The sequence below is a fragment of the Acidiphilium sp. PM genome, from assembly GCF_000219295.1.
GTDB classification, from domain to species: domain Bacteria; phylum Pseudomonadota; class Alphaproteobacteria; order Acetobacterales; family Acetobacteraceae; genus Acidiphilium; species Acidiphilium multivorum.
Map to the genome: position 1 here is coordinate 1 of NZ_AFPR01000537.1, position 14544 is coordinate 14544.

At 66.8% G+C, this 14544-nt stretch carries 14 protein-coding genes; 6 read left to right on the plus strand and 8 right to left on the minus strand.

Going from position 1 to position 14544, the window contains the following annotated elements; translation table 11 throughout:
• Positions 1 to 131: 131 nt before the first annotated feature.
• Positions 132 to 1163 (minus strand): ABC transporter substrate-binding protein, encoded by a 1032-nt coding sequence (locus APM_RS17560; RefSeq protein WP_007424742.1) that lies wholly within the window; start codon positions 1161 to 1163, stop codon positions 132 to 134.
• Positions 1164 to 1429: 266 nt separating this feature from the next.
• Here APM_RS17560 and APM_RS17565 point away from each other — a divergent pair, with 266 nt between their 5' ends.
• From APM_RS17565 to APM_RS17580, 4 genes are all read left to right on the plus strand, one after another.
• Positions 1430 to 2218 (plus strand): IclR family transcriptional regulator, encoded by a 789-nt coding sequence (locus APM_RS17565; RefSeq protein WP_007424743.1) that lies wholly within the window; start codon positions 1430 to 1432, stop codon positions 2216 to 2218.
• 214 nt (positions 2219 to 2432) lie between these two features.
• Positions 2433 to 2690: a hypothetical protein gene (locus APM_RS17570; RefSeq protein ID WP_013640632.1), complete on the plus strand. Its 258-nt coding sequence runs from the start codon at positions 2433 to 2435 to the stop codon at positions 2688 to 2690.
• Positions 2691 to 2693: 3 nt separating this feature from the next.
• Positions 2694 to 4634 (plus strand): penicillin-binding protein 2, encoded by a 1941-nt coding sequence (locus tag APM_RS17575; RefSeq protein WP_007424744.1) that lies wholly within the window; start codon positions 2694 to 2696, stop codon positions 4632 to 4634.
• Positions 4635 to 4691: 57 nt separating this feature from the next.
• Positions 4692 to 5381 (plus strand): GntR family transcriptional regulator, encoded by a 690-nt coding sequence (locus APM_RS17580; RefSeq protein ID WP_007424745.1) that lies wholly within the window; start codon positions 4692 to 4694, stop codon positions 5379 to 5381.
• 295 nt (positions 5382 to 5676) lie between these two features.
• Here APM_RS17580 and APM_RS17585 read toward each other — a convergent pair whose 3' ends face one another.
• The 3 genes from APM_RS17585 to APM_RS17595 form a co-directional block, all read right to left on the minus strand.
• Positions 5677 to 6240, minus strand: coding sequence for a fasciclin domain-containing protein (locus APM_RS17585; protein WP_007424746.1), 564 nt, complete (start codon positions 6238 to 6240; stop codon positions 5677 to 5679).
• A 155-nt stretch (positions 6241 to 6395) separates the two neighbouring features.
• Positions 6396 to 7625 (minus strand): bifunctional glutamate N-acetyltransferase/amino-acid acetyltransferase ArgJ, encoded by a 1230-nt coding sequence (argJ, locus tag APM_RS17590; protein ID WP_007424747.1) that lies wholly within the window; start codon positions 7623 to 7625, stop codon positions 6396 to 6398.
• A gap of 10 nt (positions 7626 to 7635) precedes the next feature.
• Complete coding sequence (locus tag APM_RS17595; RefSeq protein WP_007424748.1) at positions 7636 to 8571, minus strand: peptidylprolyl isomerase; 936 nt, start codon at positions 8569 to 8571, stop codon at positions 7636 to 7638.
• Between the two features lie 269 nt (positions 8572 to 8840).
• Here APM_RS17595 and secA point away from each other — a divergent pair, with 269 nt between their 5' ends.
• Positions 8841 to 11573, plus strand: a complete 2733-nt coding sequence (gene secA / locus APM_RS17600; protein WP_007424749.1) for a preprotein translocase subunit SecA — start codon at positions 8841 to 8843, stop codon at positions 11571 to 11573.
• Between the two features lie 49 nt (positions 11574 to 11622).
• Positions 11623 to 12108 carry a DUF2380 domain-containing protein gene (locus APM_RS17605; RefSeq protein WP_231295263.1) on the plus strand — a complete coding sequence of 162 codons (486 nt, stop codon included), beginning with the start codon at positions 11623 to 11625 and terminating at the stop codon, positions 12106 to 12108.
• A gap of 95 nt (positions 12109 to 12203) precedes the next feature.
• Here the strand turns inward: APM_RS17605 and APM_RS17610 are convergent, their stop codons facing one another.
• The 4 genes from APM_RS17610 to APM_RS17625 all read right to left on the minus strand — a co-directional run.
• Entirely contained in the window at positions 12204 to 12668 is a 465-nt protein-coding gene (locus APM_RS17610) for a MarR family winged helix-turn-helix transcriptional regulator (RefSeq protein WP_007424751.1), read from the minus strand.
• A 156-nt stretch (positions 12669 to 12824) separates the two neighbouring features.
• Positions 12825 to 13316: a 30S ribosomal protein S9 gene (rpsI, locus tag APM_RS17615; protein ID WP_007424752.1), complete on the minus strand. Its 492-nt coding sequence runs from the start codon at positions 13314 to 13316 to the stop codon at positions 12825 to 12827.
• Positions 13317 to 13318: 2 nt separating this feature from the next.
• The gene (gene rplM, locus APM_RS17620; protein ID WP_012039909.1) at positions 13319 to 13795 is read right to left on the minus strand and encodes a 50S ribosomal protein L13; all 477 of its coding nucleotides are present in this window, start codon (positions 13793 to 13795) and stop codon (positions 13319 to 13321) included.
• Between the two features lie 91 nt (positions 13796 to 13886).
• Positions 13887 to 14544, minus strand: a 658-nt coding sequence (locus tag APM_RS17625) for an NAD-dependent epimerase/dehydratase family protein (protein ID WP_007424754.1), incomplete at its 5' end; no start/stop codon positions are given.

The following is a 14544-nucleotide window of genomic DNA, read 5'->3' on the forward strand; positions in this document are numbered from 1 at the left end:
AGCGCCGTTCTCGCCGGCAAGTCCATGCACCTCGCCGGCATTGAGCGTCAGCGATACCCCCTCCAACGCCCGCACCGCACCGAAACGCCTTGAAACGGCGACCGTTTCAAGAACCGGCACAGACATGGGCGTCAGTAGGGAACGCCGCTGGCCAGCGCCGCCTTGGCATTGGCGGGCGTGTAGAGATGATCGCGGATCGTGATCTTCTGCGGCACCGGCTTGCCGTCGAGCCAGTTCTGAATCTCGTGCATGGCGATCGGCCCGAAGCGCGGGTTGGTCTCGTCATCGGCATAGATCCAGCCGGAGACAATGTCCTGCACGCCCTGCTTGGTGCCGTCGATGGTCACGATCTTGACCTGCCCCGGCTTTTTGCCGGCGTCGCGCAGGGCGGTGATGGCGCCGTAGGCCATCGTGTCGCTCTGCGTGTAGATCGCGTTGACATCGGGATGCGCGAGCAGAATCTGGCTGACCACCTTCTGCGCGTCGGTCGTCGACCAGTTGCCGGTCTGCGCGGCGATGACCTTCATGCCGGGATATTTCGATATCGCGGCGGCGAAGCCCTTGGTTCTCGCGGTTTCCACCGAATTGCCGTAGGCGCCCTGGATCTCGGCGATCACGGCGTGCCCGCCCGTCGCCTTGGCCAGTTCGCGGCCGTCGATCACACCCTGGTTGTAGAAATCCGACCCGACGAAGCTCAGGAAGTCGGAGCAATGGGTTCCGGCCGTCTCGCGGTCGATCGTGATGATCGGGATATGTTTCGCGACCGCCTGGGCGAAGGCCGGCTGCAGCCCGGTCGAGTTGAGCGGCGCGATGACCAGGGCCTGCGCACCCTGGTTGATCATGCTCTCGACATCGGCGACCTGCTTCGCCTCGTTGGAATGCGCGTTGGTGTAGATGTAGCGCTTCGCGTGCACCTGATGCGCGGCTTCCCGCAGCGACCGCGTCTCTTCGGCGCGGAACGGGTTCTGGTTGCCCTGCGACTGGGAGAAGCCGACCACGAGGCTCGACAGCTTCGCGTGGCTCGGGTGCGGGTTCACGCACACCGCCTTCGACGTTCCCAGGATCATCTGCGCGGCAGTCTGCTTCGCCGCCTGTGCGGATGCGACCGTCAGCATGGCAGCGCCGATGCACGTGGCCGCAAGCAATATCGTTCTGGTCTTCATGTCCCCTCCATTCGCTCTCTTCGGCGTTATCGGGCCGGTTGGCCGTTGTAGTTCCGTATAATGGAACTTAGTTCTATATTCATGCTAAGCGGGCTGTTACAAGCTGTCAAATGCGGATCGGACATCGGCGCCACGGCCCGGGATGCCGCCGCGAATGGCGGGGATTTCGCAGCCCGTTCTGGCCGCTGCGGATAAATTCGGTTTTTTGCAACCAAGGGGGGTTAGCGAATTGACAGCGCAACGTCCCGCTCTACGCTGAAGGTCCCATGAGGATCGACACTCCCGCCAACGAGGCGTCATCGAGCGTTGCCAAGGCCCTGGCGCTGCTGCGTGCCGTCAGCCTCGCCGAGCCGCCCGCCGGGTTCAACGCCCTGCTGGAGCGGACCGGCCTGCCGAAGGCGACGCTGCACAGGCTGCTGCGCGAACTCGCCGATGCCGGGCTGGTCCGCCATCATTCGCCCGACCGCACCTATCGGCCGGCGCTCGGCCTGCTGGAACTCGCCAGCCGCGCCTGGGACTCGATCGACCTGCGGCAGGTGGCTGCCCGCCATGTCGACGCGCTGTGGCACAGCACGCAGGAGACGGTGCACGTCGCCGTGCGCGACGACATCGAGATCATCTATGTCGACAAGCGGGAAAGTCCGAAGGCGCTGCGGCTGTTTTCCTCGATCGGGCGGCGCGGGCCGCTGTACTGCACCGGCGTGGGCAAGGCGATTTTCGCGCATCTTCCCGCCGCCGAGCGCGACGATGTCCTCGCCCGCCTCACCCTGACGCGCCATACGCCGAGCACCATCACGTCGCGGGCCGGCCTGCGCGCGGAGTTCGAGCGGATCCGCCGCGACGGCGTGGCGTTCGACCGCGCCGAGCATGAGGAAGGCATCGTCTGCGTCGCGGCGCCGATCTTCGACCGGCAGGGCCATCCCGTCGCCAGCGTCAGCGTGACCGCACCGGCCGTTCGCATGAATGACGATCGCGTCGCCGCGCTGGCGCCCGAGGTCAGAAGCGCCGCGGAACGGATTTCGCGCGACCTCGCCTTCTCCAACTGCCCGGTCTGATCGCCCCCGCGCCCGCCCGGAGCACCGCCGCCGGACAATGCCCCGCCCCAAGGCAGGCCGGTTTCGCGGCCCGGCTGCCGGAATTTCCGGAACTGGCCGGGAATATTATTTAATATCATATATTTGATGATCGTTTTTGACGAGTTCGGGCTACACTCGCGGCGCGCGGGCGCACTGGGGCCGCCCGCGGGATGGATTTGCGAGGATGCCGAACATGGGGGCAGATGCCGGGACCGCGCCGCAGGGGCGCTCTGGCTGGGCGTTGCGGGGACTGCCGATCTCTTTCGCCGCGGCCGACATGCAGTCGAAGGCCAGCGCCCGCTACGTGCCGCATCCGGGGCCGGGCGGTGCCGATTGCGCCGTATGCCAGTTCTACGAACCCGCACACCCGGGGGCGCCGACCGGAAACTGCATGGTCGTCGCGGGTCTCGTGGGGGCGCGAGGCTATTGTGACTTCTTCACCTCGCGGTGAGCGATGACGCCGAGACCTCCTGCTTCCGGCGAGTCAGCGACGTCCGGCTGGGCGCGCCGGTTCCGGCGGCGGATGCGCCTCGGCGCCGCCGGATTCGTCGTGCTGTTCGTGGCGGTCGCGGTGAAGCTGACCGATGCCACGGTCATCGATCCGCTTCCGCCGAACCAGGCGGCGCTCTCGGCGCTCAGGCCCGACCTGAGCACCAGACCCCTGGAACCGGACCGCGCCGCCATTCTCGATCGCAATGGGCGGCTGCTGGCCGTCTCGCTGCCCGGCGCCTCGCTCTATGCCGATCCGCGCCAGATTCGCCATCCGTGGCGCGACGCCAGGGCACTGGCCAGGAAGATCGCGGGCCTGGACGTCAGATCGACGGCGCGCCGGCTCGGCATGAAGCATTACGGATTCGTCTATATCTCCCGGCACCTCACCGCCACGCAGGAGCTCGCGGTGAACCGGCTCGGCATTCCCGGCCTGTATTTCCAGAGAACCTGGCAGCGGCATTATCCGCAGGGCGACCTTGCCGCGCATATCCTGGGCGGCGTCACCCCGGGCCAGCACGGCCTTTCCGGAGTTGAGGCCTATTACGACAAGCGGCTGCTGAGCAAGCCCGGCCAGCCGCTGCGCCTGTCGATCGACCTGCGGGTGGAGGCCATCGTCCACCACGAGGTCGCACGCGCCATGCGCGACTACAAGGCACGCGGCGCCTGCGGAATCGTGGAATCGATGAGCGGGCGGATCGTCGCCATGGTCAGCCTGCCGGATTACAACGCCAACGATTACCACGACGCGCCGGCCGACTCCCTGTTCGACCGCTGCATCTCGGGCGACTACGAGCCTGGCAGCGTGATGAAGCTGATGACCCTGCCGGCGGCGCTGCAATCGGGGCTGATGCATTACTGGGACAAGTTCAACACGACCCATCCGCTCGTCATGAACGGTTTCGCGATCACCGACTACGAGCCGGTGCACCGCTGGCTGGCGATGCCGTCGATCCTTGCGTATTCGTCGAATATCGGGGCCTCGCGGATCGCGACCATCCTCGGGCCGAAACTGCAGCGCGCCTGGCTGCGCAAGATGGGATTCTTCAAGCCGCCGCCGATCCAGATGACCGGCGCCCAGCCGCCGATCTGGCATCCCGCCGATACCTGGAAGCTGCTGACGACGATGACGGTGAGCTTCGGCAACGGCATCGCCATGGCGCCGCTGACGCTGGTCAATGCCGTGGTCGCGGACGTGAACGGCGGCATCCTCTTCCGCCCGACGCTGCTCGCGCGCCGGCCCGGCGCGCCGCCGCGCACGGGCGTCCGGGTCATGCGGCCGGGCGTATCGGAAACGATGAGGCGGCTGATGCGGGGCGTCGTGCTGTCGGGAACCGGCGTCTACGCGCGGGTGAAGGGATATCGCGTCGGCGGCAAGACCGGCACGGCGCAGGTCGTCGGCCGGGATGGCCGCTATCGGAACCATCTCAACAACTCGTCCTTCATGGCGGTGTTTCCGGCCGACGATCCGCGCTACGTCATCTACGTGCTGGTGATCCATCCGAGGCCGACGAAGAAGATGGCCGGATTTTCGCACGGCTTCACCACCGGCGGCTATGTCGCCGCGCCGGCGGTCGGGCGGATCATTGCGCGGATCGGCCCGATGCTCGGCATCGCCCCCCTGGAAGGCGCACGGCTTGCCGAGGTGAACCGGCGGTTCGACATTCCGCTCGACCCTCCCGTTCCGCCGGGGCGCACCGCGCTCGGCCCGGGTCATCCGTTTCCGCCCGGCGCCAATGCCTACGCCTATATCCTCGCGCACAGGAAGCCGCCGCGCCATCCGGACCGGCTCGCGGCGCGGCAGGCCCTGAAACGTGTCGAACTGGCAACGCCGGGCGTGGCGCTGCCCGCCGCGCCGCCCACCATCCAGCGCATCGCGACGCGGGACGCCGCCCCCCACGCATGATGCGGAAGGCGGCGGGCCAGGCTTGGAGGCCTCACCACGGTCGCGTATGAGTGCGGGATGACGCCTGCCGGTGAGCACGAGCTGGGTGGGACGGAACCGGCCGGCGCAAAGGCCGCCGGCCGGCCGAGTTCCCTGGATGCCTATGAAAGCCTGCTCTCGGCCATCGAGGGCGGCGAGTTCGCGCCCGGCGCCCGGCTCCGCGAGGTCGAACTCGCGCGCCGCTTCGGGATCAGCCGTACGCCGGTCCGCGAGGCGCTGAAGCGCCTCGAGCATCAGGGTCTTGTCGTCCACGAACCCCATCACGGCGCGATCGTGGCGACACTCGACGATACCCAGCTGGCGGAGCTTTATGAAATGCGCGAGGTCCTGGAAGGAACCGCCGCACGCCTCGCCGCACTTCACGCGACCGAGGCGGAGATTTCGCTCTTGGCCGCCCTCGTCGAGCGCGACGCGGCGCTGGTCGACCGGCCCGAGGAGCTGGCGGCCAACAACCGCATCTTTCACCGGCAGATCCGGAACGCGGCGCGCAACCGCTACCTCAACGGAATGCTCGAAAGCATGCGCCTCTCGCTCGCCCTGCTGGGTGGCACCACCCTCGCGGTCCAGGGGCGCGGAGCCGACTCCGTCGCGGAGCACCGCGCGGTCGTCGAGCGGATCGCCGCGCGGGATTCCGCCGGCGCCGAGCGCGAGGCCCGCGCCCATATCCGCGCCGCCTACCGTGCCCGTATCCTCCGCGCGCCCGGCTAGAGCATCATCCGATCAGATGGAGTCATCTGATCGGATGATGCTCTAATTATCAATATCATAGAGCACTACATCCGATCCGGATGGATCGGATGGTGCTCCAAACCGGTAGCCGCGGCACTCCCCAGCTTCGTGAAATTCCCTTGCAGCAGAAGACCGCTCGCCGATTCAGAGCCACGATGCGCCTGCCCCGGGAGACATCCGGATGCGTTCCGCATCAAAAAAGAGCCAGCGGCGTGCATGCCGCTGGCTCGAATTCCGGCCGGGCGGGGCCCCGCCGGATCGCGGGAAACCCGGTTCAGGGCATCAGAACACGGTCGATCACCTGAATGACGCCGTTCGACTGATTGACGTCGTATGTCTCGATCTGCGCCACATTGCCCTTGTCATCGACGACCTCGATATTGTGCGGGCCGTTCATCCGGAAGGTGAGATCGTGCCCCTTGTCGAGGGTCGGCAGTTTCACCATGCCGCCATGGCCTTCGATGTCGGCGCGCAGGGTGTCGAAGGTGAAGTCACCAGGGACGACGTGATAAAGCAGGATCGAGGTGAGTTCCGCCTTGTTCTTCGGCTCGAGAAGCGTGGCGACCGTACCTTTCGGCAGCATGTCGAAAGCCTCGTTGGTCGGCGCGAAAACGGTGAACGGCCCCTTGCCCTCGAGCGCCTTCACGAGGCCGGCGGCCTTCACGGCGGCCACCAGCGTCGTGTTGTCCTTCGAGTTCACGGCATTCTGCACGATGTTCCGGGTGGGATACATCGGCGCGCCGCCGACCATCACCGAATCGTTCGTCATCGCGGCGAAGGCCGCGCCGCAGGCGGCGAGGGCAAGCGCGCTGCCCAGGGCCAGATGGCTGAGTTTCATGGTCCGTCATCTCCTCTGCTCGATCGCCGGCGGCGATCTCATGCCCCGGTTACGCAGCGGGCATTCAAACGGATGAGTTGCGGAAAGATTTCCTCGGTCACGAGATCGTGAGGACAGGAGTGCGAGGCGGCCATTCGTGCCGCCCCGCCGGCAGATCAGCTGCGATAGCTGCCGTTGATGTCGATATAGCCATGCGTGAGGTCGCAGGTCCAAACCCGCCCGCGCCCGCGCCCCAAGCCGAGATCGACATCGATACGGATGTCCGACCCGCGCATATGCGCGACCACCGGCGCCTCGTCGTAGCCCTCGACCACCCTCCCGTCGCGGGCCATCCAGACGCCGCCGACGGCCACCGCCAGCCGGTCGCGGTCGGCCGGCTCGCCGGACTTGCCCACCGCCATGACGATCCGCCCCCAGTTTGCATCTTCGCCCGCCACGGCGGTCTTGACCAGCGGCGAATTCGCGATCGCGAGCCCGATCCGCCGCGCCGAGCGCGCGGAGACGGCGCCGGCGACGTTGATCTCGATCAGTTTCCGCGCCCCTTCGCCGTCGCGCACCACCATCAGGGCCAGATCATGTAGCACGGCGTTCAACGCCCGGCGAAAGGCGGCCAGGTCGCGCGCGTCTTCGACGGGTGGATTTCCGGCCGCGCCGGTCGCGAACAGCAGCACCGTATCGGACGTCGACGTGTCCGAATCCACGGTGATCGAATTGAAGCTGGGGCCGACGCCGCGGCGGAGCAGCGCCTGCAGGGTCGCGGCGGGCACCGCCGCGTCGGTCACGATGAAGGCGAGCATCGTCGCCATGTCGGGCGCGATCATGCCGCTGCCCTTGGCGATCCCGGAAATCCGCACCTCGACCCCGCCGATCTTCGCCGTGCGGGTCGACGCCTTGGGAAAGGTGTCGGTCGTCATGATCGCGCGCGCGGCCTGCGCCCAGCGCTCCGGCGCCAGATCGGCGGCGAGCCCATCCATGACCGCGACGATCCGCTCCGCCGGCATCGGCTCCCCGATCACGCCGGTCGACGCCAGGAACACCTGCTCCGGAGCGCATCCGAGCGTGCGCGCCGCAGCTTCGGCGCTCAGCCGCGCCGCCGCCGCACCTGCCGCGCCGTTGAAGACGTTGGCGTTGCCGGCATTGACGACGAGGCCCCGCGCGGTTCCGCCGGGCAGGATGTCGCGGCACCAGGTCACCGGCGCGCCGGGACACTTGTTGCGGGTAAAGACGCCCGCAACCGTCGTGCCGGGCGCGAAGGAAGCGAGCAGCACGTCATCCCGCCCGCGGTAACGGATGCCGGCGGCGGCGGTCGCAAACCGCACGCCGCCGATGGCCGGAAGCTCGGGCAACGGCACCGCCAGCGGCGATACCGGCAGGTCCTTCGCCACGGCGTCCCGCTCAGTTCTTCGCGGGCGCGGCGGAAGCGCCGCCCTGCACCGGCGTGCCGTCCGGATTGAAGAGCTTGATATCCAGCCCCTTGCGCGCATCCTCCAGCGCGGCGGTGACCGCCTTGTTGGTGATCTGCTGCCGGATCTGGTCCTTCACATCCGCCAGCGGCGGCACCGGCTTCTCGCGCTTGCCCTGGCTCTCGATGACATGCCAGCCGAACTGCGAATGAACGGGTGTCTTGGTGTAGGTGCCCGGCTTCAGGGCAAAGGCCGCATCCGCGAAGGGCTTCACCATCTCGTCCTTGGTGAACCAGCCCAGTTCGCCGCCGTTCTTGGCGCCGGGATCGATGCTGTACTTCTTCGCTAGGGCGGAGAACTTCGCACCCTTGCCCAGCTGGGCGATGATCTTGTCGGCTTCCTGCTGGGTCTTCACCAGGATCTGCCGCGCCTTTACTTCCTCGGGCTGCTTCGCCTTCACGTAATGCGCGTCGTAATAGGCCTTCACCGCCGCATCCGTCAGCTTCGGCTCGACCAGCGCGCGGAGATAGGCGCGTTCAAGCGCCTGGTCCGCTGCCGCCTTCATTTCGGCGGCCACCTTCGGATCCTTGGCGGTGCCGGCCTTGCGGGCCTTGACCAGCAGGGCGCGCTCATCGACGAGGCGGTTGAGAAGCACCGGGAAAAGCTCCTGCGGCGGCGCGTTCTGCAACTGCGGCGGGAGATCCTGCGCCGCCTTGGCGACGTCCGAAAGGTGGATGTCATGGCCATCGACGATCGCGACAACCGTGTCCTTCTGCGCCTTCGCGGCGGGCTGGGCCTTGGTTGCGGCCGCCGGTGCCGCTGCACCCGCATCGCCGCCGGTGGCCGCCTGCGCGGGGCCGGCCAACCCCAGCGCAATCACCGCGGCGAAGGCGAAACCGACCGAATATCCTGAGAGAGAACGCTTCATGCTGCTGGTCCCTAGTGGAAATCGGCCGCACCATGACTGAAGCGCGCATCGCCCGCAACCCGCCCGCCTCCGGCTTCGCTTACATTTGCGGCCATGCCCCCACCCGTAACGATGCTTGATTTGACCAGATCGGCGCACACTCTTATGTCAGATCAGCGCCCGCAGTCCGGCCGCCGCGCAGAATGGCGCGCGGGCGGGCTGCCTTCACACCCAGACCACTCGGGACAGACAGTTTCAGACTCGCGGATAGACCGGAAGCTCGCTCCAACATGTTCTCAAGCATCGCCCGCGCCATCATCGGCACCAGCAACGACCGCGCGCTGAAAGCCTATCGCCGCCGCATCGCCGAAATCAATGGCCACGAAGCCGCCCTGGCCACGCTCGATGATGCGGCCCTCCAGGGCAAGACCTCCGAATTCCGCGACCGCCTCGCCGCCGGCGAAAGCCTCGACCGCCTGCTGCCCGAGGCGTTCGCCGTCTGCCGCGAAGCCGCGAAACGCGTGCTCGGCATGCGCCATTTCGACGTGCAGCTGATCGGCGGCATGGTGCTGCACGATGGCAAGATCGCCGAGATGAAGACCGGCGAGGGCAAGACGCTCGTCGCCACCCTGCCGGTCTATCTCAACGCGCTCAGCGGCAAGGGCGTGCATGTCGTCACCGTCAACGATTATCTCGCCAAACGCGACGCCGGCTGGATGGGCCAGCTCTACAACTTCCTCGGCCTGTCCGTCGGCGTGATCGTGCCCGGGCTGGAGGACGATGCGCGGCGCGAGGCCTACGCGGCCGACATCACCTACGGCACCAACAACGAGTTCGGCTTCGACTATCTGCGCGACAACATGAAATACGCGCTGGCCGACATGGTGCAGCGCGACTTCAATTACGCGATCGTCGACGAGGTCGACTCGATCCTGATCGACGAGGCCCGCACCCCGCTGATCATCTCCGGCCCCTCCGACGAGCCGACCGAACTCTACAACCAGGTCGACGGCATCGTGAAGCAGCTTGTCGAGGACCCCGAGACCTACGACAAGGACGAGAAGTTCAAGACGGTGAACCTCACCGAGCTCGGCTCCGAGCGGGTCGAGCAGATGCTCTCCGAGGCCGGGCTGCTCACCGAGGGCAATCTTTACGACGTCTTCAACGTCTCGCTGGTGCATCACACGAACCAGTCGCTGCGCGCGCACACGCTGTTCACCCGCGATGTGGATTACATCGTCAAGGACGGCCAGGTCATCATCATCGACGAGTTCACCGGCCGCATGATGGAGGGCCGCCGCTATTCCGACGGGCTGCACCAGGCGCTGGAAGCCAAGGAGCACGTCACGGTCGAGCGCGAGAACCAGACCCTCGCCTCGATCACCTTCCAGAACTATTTCCGCCTTTACCCCAAGCTCTCCGGTATGACCGGCACGGCAATGACCGAGGCCGACGAGTTCGACGAGATCTACAAGCTCGCGGTGGTCGAAATCCCGACCAACGTGCCCGTCGCCCGCAAGGACGGCGATGACGAGGTCTACCGCTCGGCCGACGAGAAATACGAGGCCGTCGCCGCGCTGATCGAGGAATGCCGCCAGCGCCAGCAGCCGGTGCTGGTGGGCACCACCTCGATCGAGAAATCGGAGATCATCTCGAACCTGCTCAACAGCCGGAAAGTTCCCCACGCCGTGCTGAACGCGCGGTTTCACGAGCAGGAAGCGGCGATCGTCGCCGAAGCCGGCGCGCCGGGTGCTGTCACGATCGCGACAAACATGGCCGGCCGCGGCACCGACATCAAGCTCGGCGGCAATCTCGAGATGCGGTTGAAGACCGAACTCGAAAGGCTGCCCGAATCCGCCCGCCCGGCACGCGAGGCGGAGATCCGCGCCGAGATCGAGGCGGCGCACGACATAGTCCATGCCGCCGGCGGCCTGTTCGTGATCGGTACCGAGCGGCACGAGAGCCGCCGGGTCGACAACCAGCTGCGCGGCCGCTCCGGCCGCCAGGGAGACCCCGGCGCCTCGCGCTTCTTCCTCTCCCTCGAAGACGACCTGATGCGGATCTTCGGCTCCGACCGGATGGGCCCGATGCTGGAGAAGCTCGGCCTCAAGGACGGCGAGGCGATCATCCATCCGTGGATCAACAAGGCCCTCGAAAAGGCCCAGAAGAAGGTCGAGGCGCGGAACTTCGACACCCGCAAGAACCTTCTCAAATACGATGACGTGATGAACAACCAGCGCAAGGAGGTTTATGCCCAGCGCCGCGAGTTCATGCGCGCCGAAAGCGTCGCCGATGTGATCGGCGAAATGCGCGCCGACACGATCGCCCAGATGGTCGAGCGGCGAATCCCCGAGAAGGCCTATGCCGAGCAGTGGGAAAGCGCGGAACTCGCCGAGGACGTGAAGCGCGTGTTCGGCCTCGAGCTGCCGGTCGTCGACTGGGCCGCCGAGGAAGGCATCGACGAGAGCCATCTGCGCGAGCGCATCAGCGAGGCGGTCGAGGCCCACATGGCCGCCAAGGCCGCCAATTTCGGCCCGGATTTCATGCGCTTCCTCGAGAAATCGATCCTGCTGCAAACGCTGGATCATCTCTGGAAGGAACATCTGCTCGCGCTCGACCACCTGCGTCAGGGCATCGGCCTGCGCGCCTATGGCCAGCGCGACCCGCTCAACGAATACAAGGCCGAGGCCTTCGCCCTGTTCACCGCGATGCTCGAGGACCTGAAGGAACAGGTCTCGTCGGTGCTCGCACATGTTGAACTCGGCTCCGACCCGGCCACGGCACCGGCGCCCGCCTTCGATCCGGCATCGATGTTCACCAGCCATCCCGCCAGCGGCCCGTATGACGGCGTCGCCCTGGCGGAACCGCAGCCGACGCTCGCGCCGGAGATGGCGGTCAGCACCTACCGCGCCGAATCGGTCGATCCCAACCGACCGGAGACCTGGGCGTCCACGCCGCGCAATGCCGCCTGCCCATGCGGCTCGGGCAAGAAATACAAATACTGCCACGGCAGGGTGACCTGATCGGATGCGGCTCCGGCCTCTTCTTGCCGCACCGCTCTTTCTGCCCTCGATGCTGGCCGGCATCGTTCCCACCGCAACCGCTGCACCGCGGGCGACCGTGTTCGTCGCCCCGATCGACTTGTTCGACACGGCGGCCGACCAAAGGCCGGCCGTCGTCGCCGACCAGCGTCTTTGGCTGCATGAGGCCGCCGCCAGGATCCGGGCCGATCTCGACCATGCCGGTCCGGTCAAGGCCGTCGGTACCGTGGAGACGCGCGCGAGAATGGCGCCGATCAACGACGATTACGATCATCCGTCGACCTGCCCGGAATGCCTCGCCACCGCCGCGAGGAAGGCGCACGCCCGGTTCCTCTTCGTCGGCACCCTGCACCGGGTCAGCGATCTGATCGTCTATCTGAAGGGCTATCTGCTCGACCTGCGTTCCGGGCGCGAGTTGATGGGAAGAACCTTCGAAGTGAAATCCGACGACCACATCATGCTCGACCGCGTGGCCGACCGGATGGCCACAGCCATCGAACGCCATCTGCCGCACTGATTTTCCTGAGGCTGGCCAGGGGAGGCCCTGCCTATTGCCCGATATTGCGCCCGATGCCCGTCGTCATGCCGGGCACGAGCGCCGGAGTCCCGCGATCACGCAGGCTCTTCGACCTCGACACTGAGCCTTTGCGTAAGGTCGATGAGTTCCGTCCGCAGCCGTTCAAACTGCAGATCGTCGAGACCTGCGCGGCAGCGCACCTTATGCTGCACGGCGGAAAGCTGGGCGGCGGCAGCGTGGCTCTTGGCGGTCAGCTTGACGACAACCACGCGCTCGTCGGCCTGGCTGCGTTCCCGTGACACCCACCCGGCCTCGGCCAGACGCTTGAGCAGCGGCGTTACCGTCGCCGCATCGAGGCGGAGCGCCTCCGCAATGCCGTTGACCGTGGACTCGGCGCGCTCGAACAGCACGAGCAGGACGATGTATTGCGGATAGGTCAGGCCGAACTCGGCCAGCAGGGGGCGATATACCCGCGTGATCGCATGTGTCGCGGCATAGAGCGCAAAACAGAGCTGCTCGCCCAGACACAGATTGCTGAAACCCTCACGCGCTGCGGCCATCTGACCCGATCCCGTTGCTTTTGCCAAATCGGCAGGCGCGTTCCGAATCGCCCCGTGCACCACCGCCAGAGCCTAAATGACAAAAAAATGGAAACGGCACAAATACGAACCGCCCCGGACGGTGCCGGGGCGGCTGCATGCTGAAATCCGCTTCGCTCAGCGCTTGGAGAACTGGAAGCTCCGGCGGGCCTTCGCCTTGCCGTATTTCTTGCGCTCCACCGTGCGCGGGTCGCGGGTGAGGAAGCCCGCCGCCTTGAGAATGCCGCGCAGGTCCGGCTCGTAATAGGTCAGCGCGCGGGAAATGCCGTGCCGCACCGCGCCGGCCTGGCCCGAAAGCCCGCCGCCGGTGACGGTCGCCATCACGTCGAACTGATTGTAGCGGTCGGCGACGAGGAACGGCTGGGTGATCAGCATCCGCAACACCGGCCGCGCGAAATACTGTGCCGCCTTGCGGCCATTGATCACGATCTCGCCCTTGCCCGGCTTGATCCAGACCCGGGCGACCGCGTCCTTGCGGCGGCCGGTTGCGTAGGAGCGGCCCAACGCATCGCGCTTCGGCTCGCGCTTGGGGGCCTCGGCGTCGGCGGCGGTGCCGGCGGTCGGTGTGATGATGGTCTTCAGATCGGCGAGCGTACCGGTTCCGGACATGTTCACGCCCTCGCGTTACGGTTGGTGTTCTTGCGGTTCAGCGCCGCGACGTCGAGCGCCTGCGGCTGCTGGCCATGATGCGGATGCGACGGACCGGCATAGATGTGCAGGTTCTTCATCTGCTGGCGCTGCAGCGGTCCACGGGTGATCATTCGCTCGACCGCCTTTTCGATCACGCTTTCCGGATTCTTGCCTTCGAGGCGCTGGCGGATTGACCGCCCCTTGATGCCGCCCGGATAGCCGGTGTGGTAGTAGAAGACGGAATCGTCCATCTTCTTGCCCGTCACCTTCACCTTTTCCGCGTTGACGACAATGATGTGGTCACCGCAGTCGACATGCGGGGTGAATTGCGGCTTGTGCTTGCCGCGCAGACGATTGGCGATCAGGGCGGCGAGCCGGCCGAGCACAAGCCCGTCGGCGTCGATCAGCACCCAGTCCTTCTGCACGTCCGCCGGTTTCAGCGAAACGGTGGTCTTCATGACGGGAGTCCTCGTGACATCATCCATACGATGGCGGCGCGTATGCGCGAAATGCGCCATCGCGTCAAGCGGATCAGTCAGCGGTAACCGATTACCGCAAAGCGGACGCGGTCGCTTCCAGGGCCGTCGGCACCGGCGTGGATGCCGAAAATCCGAGGGAATCCCTGGCAAGGGCGACATCGGCATGAAACGAACCGGCGAAGCTTCGCCACGACTCACCCTGCCCGGCCATGCGTGCGGCCGCGCCCAGCCATGAGGGCGGGAACGGCAGCAGCGTGACCCGCCGGCCGAGGCCACGGCCCAGCGCGCGGATCAGCCCTGTCGTTGAAACCGGCTCGGGATGCGCGCCGATCACGCAGTCCGGCGGATCTTCCGCGCTCACCGCCCGTTCGATCAGGCGGGCGAGATCGTTCACCGCGATGAAGCTGCGGGCATTGCTGATGGCGCCGAAGGGCAGCGGCAAGCCACGGCGGATCAGCCGGACAAGTCGCGGAATGTTGCCGGCACATCCCGGCCCGATCACCGCGCAGGGCCGCACGATCACCAGCCGCGTCGCGCTGCCGGCCACCGCCGCCCGCACGGCGGCCTCGCCTTCGAGCTTGCTTGCGGCATAAGCGTCGTCCGGCCGGGGGGCGCTGATCTCGTCGAACATCTCGTCCCGCCGCTTGCCGAACACCGCCGCCGAGGAAACCAGAACCAGGCGCGGCACCCCGCGCGCGACCGCGGCCTCGGCCACCCGGCGGGCCGCC

Bases quoted from the DNA above. Each gene is read 5' to 3' on its own strand.
- rpsI (WP_007424752.1), bottom strand. From the start codon at position 13,316: ATGTCCGGAACCGGTACGCTCGCCGATCTGAAGACCATCATCACACCG.
- APM_RS17560 (WP_007424742.1), bottom strand. From the start codon at position 1,163: ATGAAGACCAGAACGATATTGCTTGCGGCCACGTGCATCGGCGCTGCC.
- APM_RS17565 (WP_007424743.1), top strand. From the start codon at position 1,430: ATGAGGATCGACACTCCCGCCAACGAGGCGTCATCGAGCGTTGCCAAG.
- APM_RS17575 (WP_007424744.1), top strand. From the start codon at position 2,694: ATGACGCCGAGACCTCCTGCTTCCGGCGAGTCAGCGACGTCCGGCTGG.
- rplM (WP_012039909.1), bottom strand. From the start codon at position 13,795: ATGAAGACCACCGTTTCGCTGAAACCGGCGGACGTGCAGAAGGACTGG.
- secA (WP_007424749.1), top strand. From the start codon at position 8,841: ATGTTCTCAAGCATCGCCCGCGCCATCATCGGCACCAGCAACGACCGC.
- APM_RS17570 (WP_013640632.1), top strand. From the start codon at position 2,433: ATGGGGGCAGATGCCGGGACCGCGCCGCAGGGGCGCTCTGGCTGGGCG.
- APM_RS17610 (WP_007424751.1), bottom strand. From the start codon at position 12,668: ATGGCCGCAGCGCGTGAGGGTTTCAGCAATCTGTGTCTGGGCGAGCAG.
- APM_RS17585 (WP_007424746.1), bottom strand. From the start codon at position 6,240: ATGAAACTCAGCCATCTGGCCCTGGGCAGCGCGCTTGCCCTCGCCGCC.
- APM_RS17595 (WP_007424748.1), bottom strand. From the start codon at position 8,571: ATGAAGCGTTCTCTCTCAGGATATTCGGTCGGTTTCGCCTTCGCCGCG.
- APM_RS17580 (WP_007424745.1), top strand. From the start codon at position 4,692: ATGACGCCTGCCGGTGAGCACGAGCTGGGTGGGACGGAACCGGCCGGC.
- APM_RS17605 (WP_231295263.1), top strand. From the start codon at position 11,623: ATGCTGGCCGGCATCGTTCCCACCGCAACCGCTGCACCGCGGGCGACC.